Genomic DNA, 20,989 nt, shown 5'->3' with positions numbered 1-20,989 from the left:
AGCCCGCTCCCACAGTTGAGTGGCGTCAGCCTTCAACGGCGGGAATATGCCCAAACATCTCCTGCACGAACTTCACCCGCTCTTGCGGCGTTTCCGTCACGCCCGCAGCTTTCAACTCTTCCAGCCGCGCTTCCACCGCATGGGTGCGCAAGGTCAGGCCGCAGTCGTTGGCAATCTGGATATTCAGCCCCGGTCGCGCGTTCAGCTCGAGGATCAGCGGGCCTTTTTCCTGGTCCAGCACCATGTCCACGCCGATGTAACCCAGCCCGCACAGCTCATAACAGCTGGCCGCCAACTTCATGAAACCGTCCCAGTTGGGCAGTTGCACGCCATCCACCGCGTTGGTGGTGTCGGGGTGTTTGGTGATGATGTTGTTCAGCCACGTGCCGCGCAACGTCAAACCCGTGGCCAGGTCGACACCCACGCCAATCGCGCCCTGGTGCAGGTTGGCCTTGCCGCCGGATTGGCGCGTCGGCAAGCGCAGCATGGCCATTACCGGGTAACCCATCAGCACAATAATGCGGATGTCCGGCACGCCTTCGTAGCTGATGCTCTTGAAGATCTGGTCGGGTACCACGCGGTATTCGATCAGCGCGCGGTCACGGTGGCCGCCCAGGGAATACAGGCCGGTGAGGATGCTGGAAATCTGGTGTTCGATTTCTTCATGGCTGATGATCTTGCCGGACACCGTGCGATAGCGCCCTTCAAACCGGTCGGCCACCACCAGGATGCCATCGCCGCCGGCGCCCTGGGCCGGCTTGATCACGAAGTCGCTGCGCCCACCGATGATCTCGTCGAGCTTGTCGATTTCCTTCTCGGTGGAAATGATCCCGTACATTTCCGGCACGTGAATGCCAGCTGCCATGGCCCGCTCCTTGGTGATGATCTTGTCATCCACAATCGGGTACAGGCTGCGCTTGTTGTACTTGAGCACGTAGTCGGCGTTACGCCGGTTGATGCCCATGATCCCCCGCGCTTCCAGGGCCTTCCAGGTTTTCCAGAAGCCGAACATTACGAGTCAGCCTTGAGGAAGGCCTTGAAACGCACCAGTTCGGTCAGGCGGTAGCCGCGATAACGACCCATGGCTAGCATGAAACCCACCAGGATCAACAGGACTGCCGGGAAGGTGAACACAAAGTAGATCAGCTCCGGCACGCTCATGATGATGTGCGCCAGCGAGGCGGCGAACAGCGTACCAATCGCCACTTTCAGCGCATGGTTGGCGCCGCGTTCTTCCCAGGTGATCGACAGGCGTTCGATGGTCATGGTCAGAATCACCATCGGGAACAGCGCCACCGACAGCCCGCGCTCCAGGCCCAGCTTGTGGCTGAACAGGCTGATGGCCGCAATCAGCACCACCACGAAGGTCAGCACCACCGACAGCCTCGGCAGCATCTGCAGCTTCAAGTGTTCCAGGTACGACCTGAGCGACAAGCCCAGCGCGGTAATAATGGTGAACAGCACGATGCCAAAGCCCAGTTGCGTCTCGCGAAACGCCAGGGCGATCAGCACCGGGGTGAAGGTGCCCAGCGTCTGCAGGCCGATCAGGTTGCGCAGGATCAGAATCACCAGCACGCCAATCGGGATCATCACCATGATCATGAAGGTCTGCTGGGTTTGCAGCGGCAGGCCGTACAGCGAGTACTCGAGGAAGTTGGCGTCGGTGTTCTCGTCGGTCAGCTTGGCCAGGCGAATCGCGTTCATTTCGCTGTTGTTCAGGCTGAAGGTCACCATGGCTTTCTTGCCGCCATCCACCGTGATCAGGTTTTCATCGCCGGTCCACCACAGCAGGCGGTCAGCGGGCAGGCCTTGCTCGCCGGTTTCCGGGTTGAAATACAGCCAGTCATTGCCATTGAAGCTGCGCAGCCACAGTTCCGGGGTTTGCGGCTGGTCGGCGACGAGGCGGATGGTGTGGACTTTTTCCACCGGCACATGGGCGATGGACAGCAATAACTCGACGATCTTGGCCTTGTGCGGCGTCGACGGGTCGCCCGCCAGCAGCAGCTTCACATTGTCGTCGTTGAGGTTGTTGGTGCGCTTGATCGCTTCGGTAATAAAGGTTTCGACGTCGGCCGAATGCTGGCGGATCGGCGCCAGCAAGGCTTCGGCGGCGATTTTTTCCGGGCCTTCCACGGCAATGCTGTCGCGGAAGGTCGGACCTTTGACCTTGACCTTTTCGCCGCTGTAACGCTTGGTCAGCACCAGGCGGTAATACAGCGTCTGGTTGCCCTTGGCGCGGCGCGCCGACCAGGTGACCTTGCGGTTGCCGTCGGTGCGGTTGACGCTCACGCCGTAGTTATTGGAGATGAAACTCTCGTTGAGGCTGACGAAGTCGCGGCTCAGGGGCGGCACGAACATCGAGATCTTAACCGGGTCTTTGGGGCTGGCGACAAACTCGACCTTGGCGTCGATGTTCCACAGGTCGTCGGTGGCGTCCTCGGTGACGGGAATCCCCAGCACGAAAATCTGGTAGGCGGTGACCGAAATACCCAGCACCACCAAAATGGTGATGAGGATTTTCAGGTGCAGGGTCAGAGAGCGCATTCGGTTTACTCGGCGGTAGGAGCGTCAGCGGGGCAGGCAGGTTTGCCCGCTGCGTATTTAAGACTGGGGTCGACCAGCGCATCAAAGCGTTTCAAGGCTTCGGAGCCGATCAGCAGCGGGTATTGGAATGCGCTGCGGTCAGTCAAGTTCACTTCGATGCTGCGTAAAGCAGTGCCCATGCAGATGTCCAGGGCGATCACTGGGCGGGCGGTGTAGTTCTTGTCCTCATCGGGGTCGTAGTCTCCGGCGCGGCGTTTGATTTTGCTGACGCGGGCCAGGGGGCGTTCGATGGGGTGGGAATGGGCGGTGTCGATGGCCAGGTAGAAACGTACCCAGGATTCACCGTTGCGTTTGAAGCGCTTGATGTCGCGGGCGCTCAACGAGGCGGTCTTGGCGCCGGTGTCGAGTTTGGCCGCCACTTCCAGGTCAATGCCCGCCAGTTTCGCGTATTCATTCAGGCCATACACGGTCTTCTCGGCGGCGCCGCCAAGGCTGGGTATGCACGCTAGGCAAAACATTAAAAGGAAGGGCTTGAGTCTCATAGATCCTGAGGCGCTGCAGTGCGATGTTTAATTCAAGGCGACTGGCATTGCTGCGCAATCTCGGGTGCGCCGTTTCATCAAGTGATGTCAGGCAAAAGCGGCGGGCATTCTAACATGATGCTTTTTTGGCGCCAGCGCTGGCAGGCGGCCATGCCCCTATTCAGCGCAGAAGGGGTTATTAGACGATTGTCGACAATGTTGATTTATTCTTTGACTATTCGGGTCTGAGTGGCTAGTTTTTGCGGCATTGCTTTTAAAGGTGTCGACAATATGCTGGATCAACTGGAAACCCCAGTGGTGGCGCAGGACGATTCCCAGACCATGTCCGAGAACGTCTTCCGGCGCATCCAGGCCGCCATCGTCAAAGGCGAAATCGCCCCCGGCAGCAAGATTTCCGAGCCGGAGCTGGCCCGCACCTACGGCATCAGCCGTGGCCCGCTGCGCGAAGCCATCCACCGCCTTGAGGGCCAGCGCCTGCTGGTGCGCGTGCCTCACGTTGGCGCTCGAGTGGTGTCCTTGAGCCATGCCGAGCTGATCGAACTCTATGAAATCCGCGAGTCCCTGGAGGGCATGGCCTGCCGCCTGGCCGCCGAGCGCATGACCGACGCGGAAATCGAAGAGCTGCGCCAGGTGCTTCATACCCATGAACGCGACGAAGCGTTCCAGGCCGGCCTGGGCTACTACCAGCAGGAAGGCGACTTCGATTTTCATTACCGGATAATTCAAGGCGCCGGTAACCGCACCCTCACCCAAATGCTCTGCGGCGAGCTGTACCAATTGGTGCGCATGTACCGCATCCAGTTCTCCGCCACGCCCAATCGTCCACGCCAGGCTTTTGCCGAGCACCACCGCATTCTTGACGCGATTGCCGATCGCGACGGTGAACTGGCCGAATTGTTGATGCGCCGGCATATCGGCGCCTCCAAACGCAACATTGCCCGTCACTTCCCCGACGGCACTTCCTGAAGAGGTGAGTCATGAGTTCTAACAATAAAAGTACACCCGGCCAGCGTTTCCGTGACGCGGTCGCCAGCGAACATCCGTTACAGGTCGTTGGCGCGATCAACGCCAACCACGCGCTGCTGGCCAAGCGCGCCGGTTTCAAGGCGATTTACCTGTCGGGTGGCGGCGTGGCGGCGGGTTCTCTGGGCGTGCCAGACCTGGGCATCACGGGCCTGGATGACGTGTTGACCGACGTGCGCCGCATCACCGACGTGTGCGACCTGCCGCTGCTGGTGGACGTGGACACCGGTTTTGGCTCCTCGGCCTTCAACGTGGCGCGCACGGTCAAGTCGATGATCAAGTTTGGCGCGGCCGCTATCCATATCGAAGACCAGGTCGGCGCCAAGCGCTGCGGCCATCGCCCGAACAAAGAAATCGTGTCCCAGCAGGAAATGGTCGACCGCATCAAGGCCGCCGTGGATGCGCGCACCGATGACAGTTTCGTGATCATGGCGCGCACCGACGCCCTCGCCGTCGAAGGTTTGGAGTCGGCACTGGAACGCGCCGCCGCCTGCATCGAAGCCGGCGCTGACATGGTGTTTCCCGAAGCCATCACTGAGCTGGAGATGTACAAGCTCTTCGCCTCCCGCGTGAAGGCACCGATCCTGGCCAACATCACTGAATTTGGCGCGACGCCGCTGTACACCACCGAACAGTTGAAATCTGCCGATGTTTCCATCGTGCTGTACCCGCTCTCGGCCTTCCGCGCCATGAACAAGGCCGCCGAGAATGTCTACACCGCGATCCGTCGCGATGGCACTCAACAGAACGTGATCGACACCATGCAAACCCGCATGGAGCTCTACGATCGCATCGACTACCACACCTTCGAGCAGAAGCTCGACGCGCTGTTCGCCGCGAAAAAGTAAAGAACGCGCCTCCCTGAATAACTACAAAATTGGAGAACAACCATGGCTGAAGCAAAAGTATTGAGTGGCGCCGGCCTGCGTGGCCAGGTGGCCGGGCAGACCGCACTGTCCACCGTGGGCCAGGCCGGCGCCGGCTTGACCTATCGCGGCTACGACGTGCGTGAACTGGCCGCCGATGCGCAATTTGAAGAAGTCGCCTACCTGCTGCTGTACGGCGAATTGCCAACCAAAGCCGAACTGGCGGCCTACACCGCCAAACTCGGCAAGCTGCGCGACTTGCCGCAGGCGCTCAAAGAAGTGCTGGAACGCATCCCCGCCGACGCCCACCCGATGGACGTGATGCGCACCGGCTGCTCGTTCCTGGGCAATATCGAGCCCGAAAAAGACTTCAGCGTGCAGCGCGATGTCACCGACCGCCTGCTTGCCGCTTTCCCGGCGATCATGTGCTACTGGTATCGCTTCAGCCACGATGGCAAAAAGATTGACTGCGTGACCGACGAGCCGAGCATCGGCGGCCATTTCCTGCACCTGCTGCATGGCAAGAAGCCGAGCGAGTTGCACGAGAAGGTCATGAACGTGTCGCTGATCCTTTACGCCGAGCACGAGTTCAACGCCTCGACCTTCACCGCCCGTGTGTGTGCCTCGACCCTGTCCGACCTGTATTCCTGCGTCACCGCCGCCATCGGTTCGCTGCGCGGCCCGCTGCACGGCGGCGCCAACGAAGCCGCGATGGAAATGATCGAGCGTTTCGGCTCGGCCGAAGAAGCCGTCGAAGGCACCCTCGGCATGCTGGCGCGCAAAGACAAGATCATGGGCTTTGGCCACGCGATCTACAAAGACAGCGACCCGCGTAATGAAGTGATCAAGGGCTGGTCGAAAAAGCTCGCTGACGAAGTGGGCGACAAGGTGCTGTTCCCGGTCTCCGAAGCCATCGACAAGACCATGTGGGAGCAGAAGAAACTGTTCCCCAACGCCGACTTCTACCATGCCTCGGCGTACCACTTCATGGGCATCCCGACCAAGCTGTTCACGCCGATTTTCGTGTGCTCACGCCTGACAGGCTGGGCCGCGCATGTGTTCGAGCAGCGCGCCAACAACCGCATCATCCGTCCAAGCGCCGAGTACATCGGCGTTGAGCAGCGCAAGTTCGTGCCAATCGAACGTCGCTGAGTGAGGAGACCGACGAGCCCGGGATGGGTATGAGGTCAAATGTGAGAGGGGGCTCGCCCCCGATAGCAGTCTGTCAGTTGATACAGCTGGCACTGAGCAACCGCCATCGGGGGCAAGCCCCCTCCCACATGTTGATTACATTCCAATTCTGGATCTGCGCAGGTCTTCCTTTTGCAACTACCGTGACCGAGTCCTGACGATGAACACTGAATTTCGCAAACCGCTCCCTGGCAGCCGCCTGGATTTCTACGACGCCCGTGCGGCAGTCGATGCAATCGCCCCCGGCGCCTACGCCACTTTGCCGTACACCTCCCGCGTGCTCGCCGAGAACCTGGTGCGCCGTTGCGACCCGGCCACGCTCAATGCGTCCCTGAACCAACTGATCGAACGCAAGCGCGACCTCGACTTCCCCTGGTTCCCGGCGCGTGTGGTGTGCCACGACATCCTCGGCCAGACCGCCCTGGTCGACCTTGCCGGCCTGCGCGACGCCATCGCCCTGCAAGGCGGTGACCCGGCCCAGGTCAACCCGGTGGTGCCGACCCAGTTGATCGTCGACCACTCCCTGGCGGTCGAAGCCGGTGGTTTTGACCCGGATGCGTTCGAGAAAAACCGCGCCATCGAAGACCGTCGCAACGAAGACCGTTTTCACTTTATCGAGTGGACCAAAAAGGCCTTCAAGAACGTCGACGTGATCCCGCCGGGCAACGGCATCATGCACCAGATCAACCTGGAGAAAATGTCTCCGGTGATTCAGGTGCGTGACGGCGTGGCGTTCCCTGACACCTGCGTCGGCACCGACAGCCACACCCCGCATGTGGACGCCCTGGGCGTGATCGCCATCGGCGTTGGCGGCCTCGAAGCTGAAAGTGTGATGCTCGGTCGCGCGTCGTGGATGCGCCTGCCGGAAATCATCGGCGTCGAACTCACCGGCAAGCTGCTGCCGGGTATCACTGCCACCGACATGGTGCTGGCGCTAACCGAATTCCTGCGTAAGCAGAAAGTGGTGGGGGCGTGGCTGGAATTCTTCGGCGAAGGCGCCTCCAAGCTGACCCTGGGCGACCGCGCGACCATCTCCAACATGGCCCCGGAATACGGCGCCACCGCGGCGATGTTCTACATCGACCCGCAGACCATCGCCTACCTGAAACTCACCGGCCGCGAAGACGAACAAGTCACCCTGGTCGAGCAGTACGCGCGTCACACCGGCCTGTGGGCGGATGACTTGAAAGGCGCGCAATACGAGCGCGGCCTGACCTTCGACCTGTCCAGCGTGGTGCGCAACATGGCCGGCCCGAGCAACCCGCACGCGCGCGTGGCCACCAGCGACCTGGCGTCCAAGGGCATCTCCGGCCAGTGGGACGAAGTGCCGGGGCAAATGCCTGATGGTGCGGTGATCATCGCCGCTATCACCAGTTGCACCAACACCAGTAATCCGCGCAACGTGATCGCCGCCGGCCTGCTGGCGCGTAACGCCAACAAGCTTGGGCTGACGCGCAAGCCGTGGGTCAAATCCTCGCTGGCGCCCGGCTCGAAAACCGTGGCGATGTACCTGGACGAAGCGGGCTTGACCCACGAGTTGGAGCAGCTGGGTTTTGGTGTGGTGGCGTTTGCCTGCACCACCTGCAACGGCATGTCCGGCGCACTCGACCCGGTGATCCAGCAGGAAATCATCGACCGCGACCTGTACGCCACTGCCGTGTTGTCGGGCAACCGCAACTTCGACGGGCGCATTCACCCCTACGCCAAGCAAGCGTTCCTGGCCTCGCCGCCGCTGGTGGTGGCTTACGCGATTGCCGGCACCATCCGTTTCGACATTGAAAAGGACGTGCTGGGTCTCGACCCCAACGGCAAGGAAATCCGCCTTCAGGACATTTGGCCGAGCGATGAAGAAATCGACGCGGTGGTCAAGGCTTCGGTCAAGCCGGAGCAGTTCCGCGCGGTCTACATCCCGATGTTCGCGATCCACGAAGACACCGGCCCCAAAGTCGCGCCGCTGTACGACTGGCGCCCGCAAAGCACCTACATCCGCCGCCCGCCGTATTGGGAAGGCGCGCTGGCCGGTGCACGCCCACTCAAGGGCATGCGCCCGCTGGCGGTGCTGCCGGACAACATCACCACCGACCACCTGTCGCCGTCCAACGCGATCATGCTCGACAGCGCCGCGGGCGAGTACCTGGCGAAAATGGGCTTGCCGGAAGTCGACTTCAACTCCTACGCGACTCACCGCGGCGACCACTTGACCGCGCAACGCGCGACCTTTGCCAACCCGAAACTGTTCAACGAAATGGTCCAGGAAAACGGCAAGGTCAAGCAGGGTTCGCTGGCGCGTATCGAGCCGGAAGGCCAGGTCACGCGGATGTGGGAAGCCATTGAAACCTACATGGAGCGCAAACAGCCGCTGATCATCATTGCCGGCGCCGACTACGGCCAGGGTTCGTCCCGCGACTGGGCGGCCAAGGGCGTGCGCCTGGCCGGTGTGGAGGCGATTGCCGCCGAAGGCTTTGAGCGTATCCACCGCACCAACCTGGTGGGCATGGGCGTGTTGCCGCTGGAGTTTCTGCCGGGCACCGACCGCCACACCCTGAACATCGACGGCAGCGAAACCTATGACGTGGTCGGTCAACGCACCCCGCGTGCGCAGCTGACCCTGGTGATCAACCGCAAAAATGGCGAACGTGTCGAGGTGCCGGTGACGTGCCGCCTGGACACCGCCGAAGAAGTGTCGATCTACGAGGCGGGCGGCGTGTTGCAACGTTTTGCCCAGGACTTCCTGGAATCGGCGGCGACCGCCTGAGGGGTTAACCATGGCACACGCAGCGCAAATCAAGATTCCCGCCACCTACATGCGTGGCGGCACCAGCAAGGGCGTGTTTTTCAGCCTCAAGGACCTGCCCGAAGCCGCGCAGGTGCCGGGTGCCGCGCGCGACGCCTTGCTGTTGCGGGTGATCGGCAGCCCCGATCCCTACGAAAAGCAAATCGACGGCATGGGCGGCGCCACTTCGAGCACCAGCAAAACCGTGATCCTCGCCAAAAGCACCCGCGCCGATCACGACGTGGACTACTTGTTTGGCCAGGTCTCCATCGACAAGCCTTTTGTCGATTGGAGCGGCAACTGCGGCAACCTGTCGGCGGCGGTGGGTTCGTTCGCCATCAGCGCCGGGCTGGTCGACCCCGCCCGCGTGCCCCGCAACGGCGTGGCCGTGGTGCGTGTCTGGCAGGCCAATATCGGCAAGACCATCATCGCCCATGTGCCGATCACCGACGGCGCGGTGCAGGAAACCGGCGACTTCGAGCTCGACGGCGTGACCTTCCCGGCTGCCGAAGTGCAGCTGGAGTTCATGGACCCGGCGGCGGAAGAGGAGGGCGGCGGTGGCTCGATGTTCCCCACCGGCAAGCTCATCGACGACTTGGAGGTGCCCGGTGTCGGCACCTTCAAGGCGACACTGATCAATGCGGGCATTCCGACGATTTTCATCAACGCTGAAGACCTCGGCTACACCGGCACCGAGCTGCAAGGCGCGATCAACAGCGACCCCAAAGCCCTGGCGATGTTTGAGACCGTGCGGGCCTATGGCGCATTGCGCATGGGCCTGATCAAGCATCTTGACGAAGCCGCCCAGCGTCAGCACACGCCCAAGGTCGCCTTTGTGGCCAAGCCTTTGGACTACGTGGCGTCCAGCGGCAAGGCCATCAAGGCCGGTGATGTGGATTTGCTGGTGCGCGCCTTGTCGATGGGCAAGTTGCACCACGCCATGATGGGCACGGCGGCGGTGGCGATTGGCACGGCGGCGGCGATTTCCGGCACCTTGGTCAACCTCGCAGCCGGTGGTGTCGAACGTAATGCGGTGCGCTTCGGGCATCCGTCCGGCACCTTGCGTGTGGGCGCGGAGGCGACCCAGGTGAACGGCGAATGGGTGGTTAAGAAAGCCATCATGAGCCGCAGCGCGCGGGTATTGATGGAAGGTTTCGTACGCGTGCCCGGCGACGCCTTTTAATAGCCAGCACCGAACCCATGTGGGAGCGGGCTTGTGTGGGAGCGGGCTTGCTCGCGAAGACGGTGTGTCAGCTACACATAAGTTGACGGGCCCACTGCATTCGCGAGCAAGCCCGCTCCCACAAAAGCCTAAGCGCTACCCAACACTTATAAGCAGGCAATCAGACCTGCCAACACATGATCAACCCTGACCCTGAGGATGGAACAACCCCCTAACTGTGTGGAGAACTGCCATGAGCGCCAACGTCGACCAGAACAACCGCCCCGACTACGACCAAGTCCTGCAGGACATCGCCGATTATGTCCTCGATTACCGCATCGACTCCCAGGCCGCACTGGACACCGCCCGCAACTGCCTGATGGATACCCTCGGCTGTGGCCTGCTGGCCCTGCGTTTTCCCGAGTGCACCAAGCACCTGGGGCCACTCGTCGAGGGCACCGTCGTGCCGTTCGGTGCGCGCGTGCCGGGCACTTCGTTGCGTCTGGACCCGGTCAAAGCCGCCTGGGACATCGGCTGCATCGTGCGTTGGCTCGACTACAACGACACCTGGCTCGCCGCCGAGTGGGGCCACCCTTCGGATAACCTCGGCGGCATCCTCGCCGTGGCCGACCACCTGTCGCAAAAGCGCGTGGCCAATGGCGACGCACCGCTGACCGTGCGCGCGGTGCTGGAAGCGATGATCATGGCCCACGAAATCCAGGGCGTGATCGCCCTGGAAAACTCCTTCAACCGTGTCGGCCTCGACCACGTGCTGCTGGTGAAAGTCGCCTCCACGGCGGTCTCCGCCAAGCTGATGGGCGCCAACCGCGAGCAGTTGCTTGCAGCGTTGTCCCATGCATTTGTCGACGGCCAGGCACTGCGCACTTACCGCCATGCACCCAATGCGGGCTCGCGCAAATCCTGGGCGGCTGGCGATGCGTCGAGCCGTGGCGTGCGCCTGGCCGATATCGCCTTGCGCGGCGAGATGGGCATTCCGGGTGTGTTGAGTGCGCCGCAGTGGGGGTTCTATGACGTGCTGTTCAGTCACACCAACAACGATCTGGCGCTCAAGCCTGAGGACAAGCGCGCGTTCAGCCTGTCGCAGCCCTACGGCACTTATGTGATGGAAAACGTCCTGTTCAAGATCAGCTTCCCGGCCGAATTCCATGCGCAAACCGCCTGCGAAGCCGCAGTGGCCTTGCACCCGCAGGTCAAAGCTCGCCTGCATGAAATCGAGCGCATCGTGATCACCACCCATGAGTCGGCGATTCGTATCATCTCCAAGGTCGGCCCGTTGGCCAACGCCGCCGACCGCGACCACTGCCTGCAATACATGACCGCGGTGCCGCTGGCCTTCGGCAATCTGGTGGCCGAGCAGTACGAGGACGCGTTTCACGCGGCCCACCCGATCATCGATGAGCTGCGCCAGAAGATGGTGATCGTCGAAGACCCACGCTACAGCCGCGAATACCTGGAGGCCGACAAGCGCTCCATCGCCAACGCGGTGCAGGTGTTTTTCAAGGATGGTTCCAGCACCGAGCAGGTGGCGGTGGAGTACCCGATTGGCCATCGTCGGCGCCGGATGGATGGCATTCCATTGCTGGAGGACAAGTTCAAGGCCAACCTGGCGACCCGGTTTACCGCGCAGCGCAGTGCCGAGATTTTTGCCCTGTGCAAGGATCAGGCGAAGCTTGAGGCCACGCCAGTGAATCGGTTTGTGGACCTGTTTGTGATCTGAACACCACCACAACACTCACTGTGTAAACCCAATCAATGTGGGAGCTGGCTTGCCTGCGATAGCATCACCTCGGTGTATCTGAAAGACCGAATTGCCTGCATCGCAGGCAAGCCAGCTCCCACATTTGCCCTGTGTGCTCAATAAAAAGTGTTCGGCTTACATACTGCCTTCCACATCATCCAGGCTGAAGGTCTCGGTATGGTCGTCATAGGAGAAAATCTCCGCATACCGACCCCACGCCACCACGCTTTCCAGGGTTTTTTGCACAAAGGCTTCGGTCATCGAGTCCTCCAGTTCCTGCTCGAAGCGCACCCGTGGCGCGCGGTGCCCGCTGCGCTCAAGCAATACCTGATGAATGCGCGCGGCCAATGGCACGTGCCGGATCAAATGCTCGGCGAACAGGGTTTTGCGTTCCTGGGTGCCGTAGTCGGCGAACAGTTTGCCGGCGTCGGTGAGGGTGATGTCGGCGCCCTTGAGTTCGGCGAAACCCAAATGCTCGAGCATCTCGGCCACCGGGAATAAATCGTCCACTTCCAGCAGGCGGCGCTCGGCCACCGTGGGCAAACCTGCGTGGCCGTTGTAAGGCTCGGCGGCCAGGGTTTCGATCAGGCCGGCCATCAGGTTGGTCGACACTTCCGGCAGCAGGCTGCCCATTTTCAGCTCGGGGATGCCTTTGGCATCGGCGCTGCGCCGGTCGGTCATCAAGGCATAAATGTCGTCGACCATTTGCCGAAAGGTCGGGTCCAGGCGGTTGCGCGGGTGCGCGAATGGCACCTTGATTTCGGCGACCACACGGCCAGGGTTGGACGACAACACCAGGATGCGGTCGCACATCAGCACCGCCTCTTCGATGTTGTGGGTCACGATCAGGATCGATTTGATCGGCAGTTGCTTGCCGCTCCACAAGTCCAGCAAGTCGGTGCGCAGGGTTTCGGCGGTGAGCACGTCGAGGGCCGAGAAGGGTTCGTCCATCAGCAGCAGCGTCGGGTTGACCACCAGGCCACGGGCAAAACCCACGCGCTGGCGCATGCCGCCGGACAACTCGCGCGGGTAGGCGTTTTCAAACCCGTCCAGGCCGATCAGGTCGATGGCAGCCAGGGCACGGCGGCGGCTTTCCTTGCGCTCGACTTGCAAGGCTTGCAGGCCGGCTTCCACGTTTTCCAGCACGGTCAGCCAGGGGAACAGCGCAAAGGTCTGGAACACCATGGCCACGCCTTCGGCCGGGCCGTTGAGCGGGGCGCCGTTGTAGCGCACTTCGCCCGACGACGGCTGAATCAGCCCGGCGATGATGCGCAGCAAGGTGGACTTGCCCGAGCCGGAGCGGCCGAGCATGCCGACGATCTCGCCTTCGTGCAGGCTCAAGTCCACGCCGCTGAGCACTTGCAGCTCGTCTTTGCCCTTGCCGAAAACCCGGTTGACGTTTTTCAGCGAGTAGATTTGCGGGGTATCAGCAGCGTGTTCGGTATTGGTATTCATCACAGCGAATCCCGTCAATTCAAGCGAAGTTTGTTTTCAGCCAGGGCGTACATCGGCCGCCAGACTGCGCGGTTGAAGGCCACCACAAAGATCGACATCACCACCACGCCCAGGGCGATTTTCGGGAAGTCGCCGGCGGCGGTGGTCTGTGCAATGTAGGCGCCCAGCCCGTGGGCGACCACGTTGTCCTGGCCCCAGGACACGTACTCGGAAACGATACTGGCGTTCCACGCGCCGCCCGAAGCGGTAATGGCGCCGGTAACGTAATAGGGGAAGATTCCCGGCAGCATCACCTTGCGCCACCACAACCAGCCGCGGATGCGGAAGTTGGCGGCAGCTTCCTTGAAGTCATTGGGAAACGCGCTGGCCCCGGCGATCACGTTAAACAGGATGTACCACTGGGTACCCAGCACGATCAGCGGGCTCAGCCAGATGTCCGGGTTGAGCTTGTAGTGCAGGATCACGATGACGAATACCGGGAACAACAGGTTCGCCGGAAAGGCGGCGAGGAACTGCGCCAGGGGCTGGATTTTCTCCGCAAGGCGGGGGCGCAGGCCGATCATCACGCCCAGCGGCACCCAGATGAGTGATGCGATCAGGATCAGCCCGGTTACCCGCAGCAGCGTGATCAGGCCCAGCAGGAACACATGGCCGACCTCGGCAAAGGTCACTTCGGTGCCGACGTACTGCACGATGTGATACAGCGCATAAGCGGCCAGCAGCGCTATGAGTGTGCCCCACACCCAATCGATCACTTTTGAGGCCTTCGGTGTTTCTGCCGGCAACGCCTTGAGCGCACTGCCCGCGAGGCTGAAACGCTTGTTACCGATTCGGCTGATGGCACGGGTGATCGGGCGCAGGATGCGCTGAACCACGCGCGTGCGCTGGATCAGGTTCAACAGCCAGGATTGCGGCGCGGCGCCCTGAGAGGCCGTGGTCTCCATGCGAAACTTGTCGGCCCAGGCCACCAGCGGACGGAACAGGAACTGGTCATACATCAGGATGACCACAATCATCGCCAGGATCACGTAACCCACGGCGTGCAGGTCTTTCTGGGCAATGGCCAGGGCCAGGTAAGAACCCACGCCCGGCAGGGTGATGGTCTTGTCGCCGACGGTAATGGCTTCGGAGGCGACCACAAAAAACCAGCCGCCGGACATGCTCATCATCATGTTCCACACCAGCCCGGGCATGGCGAAGGGCACGTCGAGCTTCCAGAACTTCTGCCAGCCGGAGAGCCGCAGGTTGGTCGACACTTCGACCAGGTCGTGGGGCAGCATGCGCAGCGACTGGTAGAAGCTGAACGTCATGTTCCAGGCCTGGCTGGTGAAGATCGCAAAGATCGCGGCGAACTCGGCGCCCAGCACACGCCCGGGAAACAGCAACAGGAAAAACGTCACGGTAAAAGAGATATAGCCGAGCACCGGCACCGATTGCAGGATGTCGAGCACCGGCACCAGCAGTTTCTCGGCACGCCGGCTTTTGGCGGCCAGGGTGCCGTACAACAGGGTGAAGACCAGTGCGGCGACCATCGCCGCGAGCATGCGCAGGGTGGTGCGCATCGCGTATTCCGGCAGGTTGGCCGGGTCCAGAGAGATGACTTCACTTTGCAACGTGGCGATTGGTGCCCAGGTTTCCCGCGCCGTAATGGAGAAAAACAATAAAAAGCCGATCACCAAAGGCAAGGCGACCAAATCCCAGCGATTGGGTAGCAAGCGCAGCGTGGACGCCGGTAAATAGTGACGAAACACTCTGTTCATAGGCAGTCAGTCCTGCAGCGTTCAGGGGCGTGATGGGAGTGAGCTTAGCTGCTGCACGAATGACCCACCGAGAAGGGCAGGCGCTGTTTTCGTGAGTCAGGGGCAACGAGGCGTTGCAGGCGGGATTGTACGTTTCTGAATGTTACAAGCACATAAATTTGCTGTCAGTTTCCTGTACGAACTGCGGCTTATGTGTTGGTGCGCCGGGCGTCCGCCCCTGACACAAGCGCAAGACACCGCTGTTTTTGCCTGAGATACAAATAGCCACTTACCCGCCATACGGTTCCGGAACCCTCTTTCAGAGAAACGCCAATCAGGTAACCAGACGGCGTGCGAACGCAGGCCTTCAAATCGGCAATCACGACTTCACTACCTGAATCTGGGAAGGTCCCTATGACTAGCGTAAATACTCGGCCAGCACCCTACACGGTTGGCTATGAACAGCCTCAAAAGCCGTCGCCCATCAGCTACCAGGACAGCGTCCGCGCTTCCGAACGAGCCAGTACCCAGCCCGATTCGGCGCCGCTGCGTCCTGCGATGACGCCCGAGCAGCGCGGCCAGTTCTCAAGCCACAGCGCGATCGTGAACGCGCCACCGTCACAGGGCTCGGAGGCGACGGACTCGCTGGCAGAACTGACGCAAAAAAATATGGCGCTTCGTGCCAAGTTCCAGGGGTTTGCCGCTGAGGTTGGGCCACAGATCCAGAGCCTCCAACAGCAAGTCGTCGACCTGACTCAGCAACTCAATACACCCCGTGAAGCCACTCAACCCTCCTCGAATCAGCCTGAGGCTACGCCGCAGAACCGTTCTGCAGGTGAGCAGCACACTGCGCCGTCGCAGGCTTCGCCGGTTACACCGAATCCATCGGGGACTGAGCCGGGCCAGGCTCAAAGTCTTGAAGCGTTGAACCGTGAGAGCCAAGCGTTTCGCCAGGAAGTGTTAGCGTTTTTCGGGGAGCTCAAGACGGTGATTCAGCAACTGCAAGAGCAAATCCAGGGCTTGGCTCAACGCATTGACGCGATTGGCACGCCTCAGAACGCGGTGCCTTCTGAGCCGGAAAATTCTGCTCCTGGTCCGTCACCCGACGCAGCGGCCCCCGCGAATGACCCAACGTCGGCCCCGAGCGATGAGCCAGAAGCGACTGCTGCGCGTGGCGTTGAAGCACTCATGAGTGAAAACGCACAGCTGCAGGCCGGGCTTGATCAAATGGAAGCACAGTTCAAGGCGGTGATTGCGCAGCTTCAAGCGCAGATCGAGACCTTGAGCAAGAAAATCAGCGAGCAAAAGCAATAAGGGCTGCACCGCGTCGGCCTTGTATGGGGGCACCCCATACGGGCCGCGTCAGGGTTGACCTATCCCTCGAACCGCAGGATCACCCGGCGGTTGTGCTTGCTCTTCTTCTCGATTTTCTCGCAGAACACCCGGCCGATTTCCTCGGTGTTGATCACATGGGTGCCACCGCATGGCTGGATATCGATGCCGGCGATTTCAATTACCCTCACCGAACCCTGGATCACCGGCGGCGCTACTGCCTGGGTACGGGTGATCTGCAGCAGGGTTGAGTACTCCGAGGCGGGCATCGACAGGGTTTTCACCACGTGGGCCTGCTCGATCAGGGCGTTGAGGTCGCGGGTGATGCTGTCTTTATCGAGGGTCATTTCCGGCAAGTCGAAATCCAGCCGGCCTTTGTCTGCGCCGATGCTGCAACCGGTGACTGGGGCATCAATGATCGAGCACAGCAAATGCAGGCAGGTGTGCATCTTCATATGCTGGTAGCGGCGCTCCCAGTCCAGACCCGCGTCTACCTGCACCCCGGCAATCAACTGCGGCGGGCACTCTTGGACTTGGTGCCAGATGATCGAACGCAGCACCGGGTCGCGTACGGTGCCGATCACCTCGACGCGCGTGCCATCGGCCAGTGTCAGGTGCCCGGTGTCGCCCGGCTGGCCGCCGCCGGTGGGGTAGAACAGCGTGTGCTCCAGGGCAATGCCGTGTTCGCTGACCGCAATTACCCGCGCGCTGAAGGCATTCTGGTAGGGCGCGCTGTCGAACAGCGCCAGGGTTTCCATGGTGTGCACAGACATGTTCAACCTCCGACAATCAGTGGGCTGGCTTGCAACAGGTGACGCACCATCGCACTCAAGCCAGGGGGGGAGAGCAGGGTGATTTCAAATTCCGGCCCGCAGATTTTCAGGTTCAGCGGCAAGCGTGGCAGCTGCTCGCCGACATCGAGGCGGCGCAGGCGAAACTGCAGGTGATGACGCTCTTTCACCGTAGGCTCCAGCATCAGCCCCTGCAACGGGTGAAAGTCGGCGTCGAGCACCGTGACCTTGTGGCTGGCATTCACTTCGCCGACCACGTGCAAACGCTCGTCCAGGGCGAAAGCTCCGAGGTAGTTGCTGTGGTCTGACTCATCCTTTTTCTGCAGTTGAACCTGATTGACCACCTTGACCTTGGTACCGGCAGGCACGTCCTGGGTGATGACACACGAAGGGCTGATAAACACGTTGTCGCCGATCAGCACATACCCCAACACGCGGGCGCCGGCGCCGACCTCGACGTTGTTGCCCAGGCGCGGGTGGCGTTTGCCATCCGGGTTGTTGGCGATCCCGCGGGCGCCCAGTGTCACGCCACAGAGGATGTAGCAGTCGTTGCCGATCTCGCAGGTTTCGCCGATCACTGTGCCGTAACCGTGGTCCAGCACGAAGCGCCGGCCTATGCGCGCAGCGGGATGGATTTCGGCTCCAGAGAGGATTTTGCCCTGGTTGCTGAGCTTCAGAGCCATGCGCGAAAACTCGCCATTGGTTTGATCGGGGAAATGCCATACCAGGTGCGCAAGGCGGTAAAACAGCACGGCCTTGAACGAGGCATAGGATTCCAGAATCAACTCGCCGCGCCCGCGTGACGCCGGGTCGCGATAGGCATAGGCGATCAGGTCTTCGGCCACCGCCTGGGCGGCGTTCTGGATCAGCGGCGCCAGGTGCGGTTCCAGCTGCTTGATCTGCGCAGGCGTCAGGGTCTTGATGAGGTGGGTGAGCAACTCATCGTGCAGCTGTTGCATGTCGATAAAGCCCCCCATGGAGGCACCCCCGCGTTCTGGATGGTTGGGAAACCGGTTATTCGAAACTGGGCAGGTAGCTGTCAGCATTGTCGTAGACCATGGTCAACACCACCGTTTCGGGCGGCAGTTCGGGGGCGAGTTGGGCGATGGCGACCATGTTGGCGGCCGAGGACAAGCCCAGGCTGATGGCGTCGGTGCGCATGATGCGTTTGATCATGTCCATGCATGCCTGGTGCGACACCTTGAGCATCCCGTCGATCACGTCCAGGTTGAGAATGCTCGGGATCAAGCCAATCGACAGGCCCTGGATATGGTGCGGCGCGTGCTGGTTTTTCAGCAGGTCGCATTCCTCCGGTTCTACGCCCATGACCCGCAGTGCAGGCCAGGCGGCCTTGAGCGTTTCGCCGATGCCCGTGAGGTGGCCGCCGGTGCCGATGCCGCTGACGAAATAATCCACGCGCCGTTCACCGAACGCGCGGAGGATTTCCGGTGCGGTGGTGTCGCGGTGGGTTTGCGGATTGGCGCCGTTACGCTGCTGGTTGAGCATCACGTAGCTGGGGTTTTCGAGCTGCAGTTCCATGCACTTTTCGCCGTGGGAGTTGTTCCCCAGGCGGCTGTTCGACAGCACCACCTTGGCACCGTACAGGCGCAGCAGTTTCTGCTTTTCGGGGCTGTAGTTGTCCGGGATCACCAGCACCACTTTGTAACCCAACACGTTGCCGGCCATCACCAGTCCAATGCCGGTGTTGCCGCCGCTGGGCTCGATGATGGTCTGCCCGGAATCACGCATCAGCACGCCGCGGCGCTCGGCGTCGAGGATCATGCCCAGCGCGATGCGTGCCTTGTGGCTGCCACCTGGGTTGAGGGATTCCAGCTTGGCGTAGACCTCGATGCCAAGGTCTTCGGAAAACTGCGCCAGACGCACGATCGGTGTGTGGCCGATCACGTCAAGAATCGAGTTATGCAACATCGCTCAGCCCCCGGATCAGTACAAAGGCATGTCGGGTTCGACGTCGCGAACCCAGTGTTTCATGCCGCCCTGCAGGACTTTGGTGTTGGCGAAACCGGCGGCCAGCAAGGTGCTGGCGGCTTGCTCGGCGCGGGAGCCGGCGTAGCAGATCAGGTAATGGGTATTGTCGCGGCTGAGGCTGTGCAGTTGCTCATCCAGTTCGGCCAGGGGGATATGCACCACGCCCGGCAGTTTGCACACCTCCAGCTCAGTGGCGTCACGCACGTCCAGCAGCACATCGGCGCTGCGCTGGTGTTCAAGCACTTGCTTGAGTACTCGCGGCTTGATGTAGCGTTCTTCGGCCAGGGACGGTTGGCTGGGCACGGCATCGGCGCACACTGTCGGCGCCACCGGTTCGCTGCGACGCAGCGCCGAGCAGCATTGGCAGTCGGCGCGGCGCTTGAAGCGGATTTCGCTGAATTTCATCGCCAGCGCATCGAAGCGCATCAACCGACCGGACAGCGGCTCGCCGATGCCGATCAGCAATTTGATGGCCTCGGTGGCTTGAATCATGCCAACCACACCCGGCAATACGCCGATTACGCCGCCGGCGCTGCAGTTGGGTGCCAGCTCGGCAGGCGGTGCTGAGGGGAACAGGCAGCGGTAGCACGGCCCACCTTTATAGTTGAGCACACTGATCTGCCCGTCGAAGCGGTAGATGGCGCCGTAGACCAGAGGTTTACCCAGCTGCACGCAGGCGTCGTTGACCAGGTAACGCGTGTCGAAATTATCGGTGCCATCGATCACCAAGTCGTAGGCGCCCACCAGTTCCAGGGCGTTGTCGGCGTTGAGGGCAGTGTTGTGCGCGTTGATCTGGATGTGCCGGTTCAGATCCTGCAGGCGCTGTTTGGCCGACTCGACCTTGGGCATGCCCAGTGTGCTGTTGCCGTGAACGATCTGGCGTTGCAGGTTGCTGCTTTCCACCACATCGAAGTCCACCAGGCCCAGGGTGCCAATGCCGGCCGCCGCCAGGTACAGGCTGATGGGCGAGCCGAGACCGCCGGTGCCGATGATCAATACCTTGGCCTTTTTCAGGTTCAACTGACCTTCGCGCCCGACGCCTGGCAGAGTGATATGGCGCACGTAGCGCTGCACTTCTTCGTTGCTTAAAGCCTCGACGTCCATGCCGCCGGAGGTGGCGAGCAGCACTTCGATTCTGGCTTTTTCCGGCAAGGGCTCGTCGGCGTCGATCAGTTCTTCCTCGGCCGTGAACAGGAAGTGTTCCTTGAGCTGATTGTTCTTCTCGTGAAACAGGTGCGGGCGCAGCTGCGGGTGGCTGCTGCAGAGGTTTTCAATGACTTCGCGCAATGTCGATCCGGTGCCCTCGAGGGTCGATTCCGGCAGCTTGGCCACGCGAACCAGAATGTCGGGGAAAGAGACAGCGTTCATGGACAACTCCGTGTGCAGGTCGTTGAAGGGTTGAGGGGCGAAATGCTTGCCGTCCCAGGCAAACAGCTTTGAGCCCAGGGCCTTGCCCTGGCGTACGTCCACCACCAGGTAGCTCACGGGGTAGATCGGCTCACCCAGGAACAGTGCCTTGTCCTGGTCTTCGTCACTGAAGTAGGCGCCGACATCCGGGTGCGAGTGATAGATCACCACCACCGGGTTATCACTGCGCAACGCCTTGTTCATCAGCAGGGTGTCGGCTACCGAGAAGGTGTAGCCGTTGGCCGCGCTGCGCGCGTACATCTGGGGGTTCTTGCGGTGTAATTCGTTCTGGATATTGCTGCCCAGGTACACGCTGCCGTCGGCGAAGACAAAACCACAGCATTCCTCTGGGTAGCTGCGGCTGGCGTGGGCATAGATCTGCTCCAGGGCGTTGGGGCGGAGGACGTCCATGTTGC

General features: G+C 61.4%; 16 protein-coding genes. 7 read left to right on the top strand and 9 right to left on the bottom strand.

Annotated features, from left to right (window positions below; genetic code table 11):
• Positions 1–25: 25 nt before the first annotated feature.
• Genes AB5I78_RS21740 through AB5I78_RS21730 form a run of 3 tightly spaced genes read right to left on the bottom strand, consistent with a single transcriptional unit; the run spans position 26 to position 3,086 of the window.
• Complete coding sequence (locus AB5I78_RS21740; RefSeq protein ID WP_242195932.1) at positions 26–1,012, bottom strand: alpha-L-glutamate ligase-like protein; 987 nt, start codon at positions 1,010–1,012, stop codon at positions 26–28.
• Positions 1,012–2,544 carry an inactive transglutaminase family protein gene (locus AB5I78_RS21735; RefSeq protein ID WP_106576285.1) on the bottom strand — a complete coding sequence of 511 codons (1,533 nt, stop codon included), beginning with the start codon at positions 2,542–2,544 and terminating at the stop codon, positions 1,012–1,014. The genes AB5I78_RS21740 and AB5I78_RS21735 overlap by 1 nt, the downstream gene beginning before the upstream one ends.
• A gap of 5 nt (positions 2,545–2,549) precedes the next feature.
• Entirely contained in the window at positions 2,550–3,086 is a 537-nt protein-coding gene (locus AB5I78_RS21730; RefSeq protein ID WP_369301383.1) for an ATP-dependent zinc protease, read from the bottom strand.
• A gap of 270 nt (positions 3,087–3,356) precedes the next feature.
• Here AB5I78_RS21730 and AB5I78_RS21725 point away from each other — a divergent pair, with 270 nt between their 5' ends.
• The 6 genes from AB5I78_RS21725 (at position 3,357) to prpD (ending at position 11,839) form a co-directional block, all read left to right on the top strand.
• Entirely contained in the window at positions 3,357–4,052 is a 696-nt protein-coding gene (locus AB5I78_RS21725; RefSeq protein WP_119742083.1) for a GntR family transcriptional regulator, read from the top strand.
• An 11-nt stretch (positions 4,053–4,063) separates the two neighbouring features.
• Complete coding sequence (gene prpB, locus AB5I78_RS21720) at positions 4,064–4,957, top strand: methylisocitrate lyase (RefSeq protein WP_025854214.1); 894 nt, start codon at positions 4,064–4,066, stop codon at positions 4,955–4,957.
• 42 nt (positions 4,958–4,999) lie between these two features.
• Positions 5,000–6,127, top strand: a complete 1,128-nt coding sequence (gene prpC, locus AB5I78_RS21715) for a 2-methylcitrate synthase (protein WP_369301381.1) — start codon at positions 5,000–5,002, stop codon at positions 6,125–6,127.
• A gap of 199 nt (positions 6,128–6,326) precedes the next feature.
• Positions 6,327–8,921 carry a Fe/S-dependent 2-methylisocitrate dehydratase AcnD gene (gene acnD / locus AB5I78_RS21710; protein WP_369301379.1) on the top strand — a complete coding sequence of 865 codons (2,595 nt, stop codon included), beginning with the start codon at positions 6,327–6,329 and terminating at the stop codon, positions 8,919–8,921.
• Positions 8,922–8,931: 10 nt separating this feature from the next.
• Positions 8,932–10,122, top strand: a complete 1,191-nt coding sequence (gene prpF, locus AB5I78_RS21705; protein ID WP_369301377.1) for a 2-methylaconitate cis-trans isomerase PrpF — start codon at positions 8,932–8,934, stop codon at positions 10,120–10,122.
• Between the two features lie 232 nt (positions 10,123–10,354).
• Entirely contained in the window at positions 10,355–11,839 is a 1,485-nt protein-coding gene (prpD, locus tag AB5I78_RS21700; protein ID WP_369301376.1) for a 2-methylcitrate dehydratase, read from the top strand.
• A 156-nt stretch (positions 11,840–11,995) separates the two neighbouring features.
• Here the strand turns inward: prpD and AB5I78_RS21695 are convergent, their stop codons facing one another.
• Both AB5I78_RS21695 and AB5I78_RS21690 read right to left on the bottom strand, forming a co-directional pair.
• Complete coding sequence (locus AB5I78_RS21695; RefSeq protein ID WP_145159151.1) at positions 11,996–13,315, bottom strand: AAA-associated domain-containing protein; 1,320 nt, start codon at positions 13,313–13,315, stop codon at positions 11,996–11,998.
• Between the two features lie 14 nt (positions 13,316–13,329).
• Positions 13,330–15,075 carry an ABC transporter permease subunit gene (locus AB5I78_RS21690; protein ID WP_145159149.1) on the bottom strand — a complete coding sequence of 582 codons (1,746 nt, stop codon included), beginning with the start codon at positions 15,073–15,075 and terminating at the stop codon, positions 13,330–13,332.
• 330 nt (positions 15,076–15,405) lie between these two features.
• On the opposite strand from AB5I78_RS21690, the gene AB5I78_RS21685 reads away from it, so the two are divergent.
• Positions 15,406–16,368 (top strand): hypothetical protein, encoded by a 963-nt coding sequence (locus AB5I78_RS21685; protein ID WP_369301375.1) that lies wholly within the window; start codon positions 15,406–15,408, stop codon positions 16,366–16,368.
• Positions 16,369–16,427: 59 nt separating this feature from the next.
• On the opposite strand, the gene AB5I78_RS21680 is transcribed toward AB5I78_RS21685, so the two are convergent.
• Genes AB5I78_RS21680 through moeB form a run of 4 tightly spaced genes read right to left on the bottom strand, consistent with a single transcriptional unit; the run spans position 16,428 to position 20,984 of the window.
• A complete protein-coding gene (locus tag AB5I78_RS21680; RefSeq protein WP_242195910.1) occupies positions 16,428–17,159 on the bottom strand; it encodes an alanyl-tRNA editing protein in 732 nt (243 codons plus the stop codon).
• A gap of 2 nt (positions 17,160–17,161) precedes the next feature.
• Positions 17,162–18,154, bottom strand: coding sequence for a serine O-acetyltransferase (locus AB5I78_RS21675; RefSeq protein ID WP_369301374.1), 993 nt, complete (start codon positions 18,152–18,154; stop codon positions 17,162–17,164).
• 37 nt (positions 18,155–18,191) lie between these two features.
• Positions 18,192–19,106 (bottom strand): PLP-dependent cysteine synthase family protein, encoded by a 915-nt coding sequence (locus AB5I78_RS21670; RefSeq protein ID WP_369301372.1) that lies wholly within the window; start codon positions 19,104–19,106, stop codon positions 18,192–18,194.
• A 15-nt stretch (positions 19,107–19,121) separates the two neighbouring features.
• Entirely contained in the window at positions 19,122–20,984 is a 1,863-nt protein-coding gene (gene moeB / locus AB5I78_RS21665; protein WP_369301371.1) for a molybdopterin-synthase adenylyltransferase MoeB, read from the bottom strand.
• Between the last annotated feature and the right edge of the window lie 5 nt (positions 20,985–20,989).

The organism is Pseudomonas sp. N2-3-1-14 (assembly GCF_041228395.1).
Classification (GTDB): domain Bacteria; phylum Pseudomonadota; class Gammaproteobacteria; order Pseudomonadales; family Pseudomonadaceae; genus Aquipseudomonas.
This window is presented reverse-complemented; position numbering and strand designations above follow the sequence as displayed.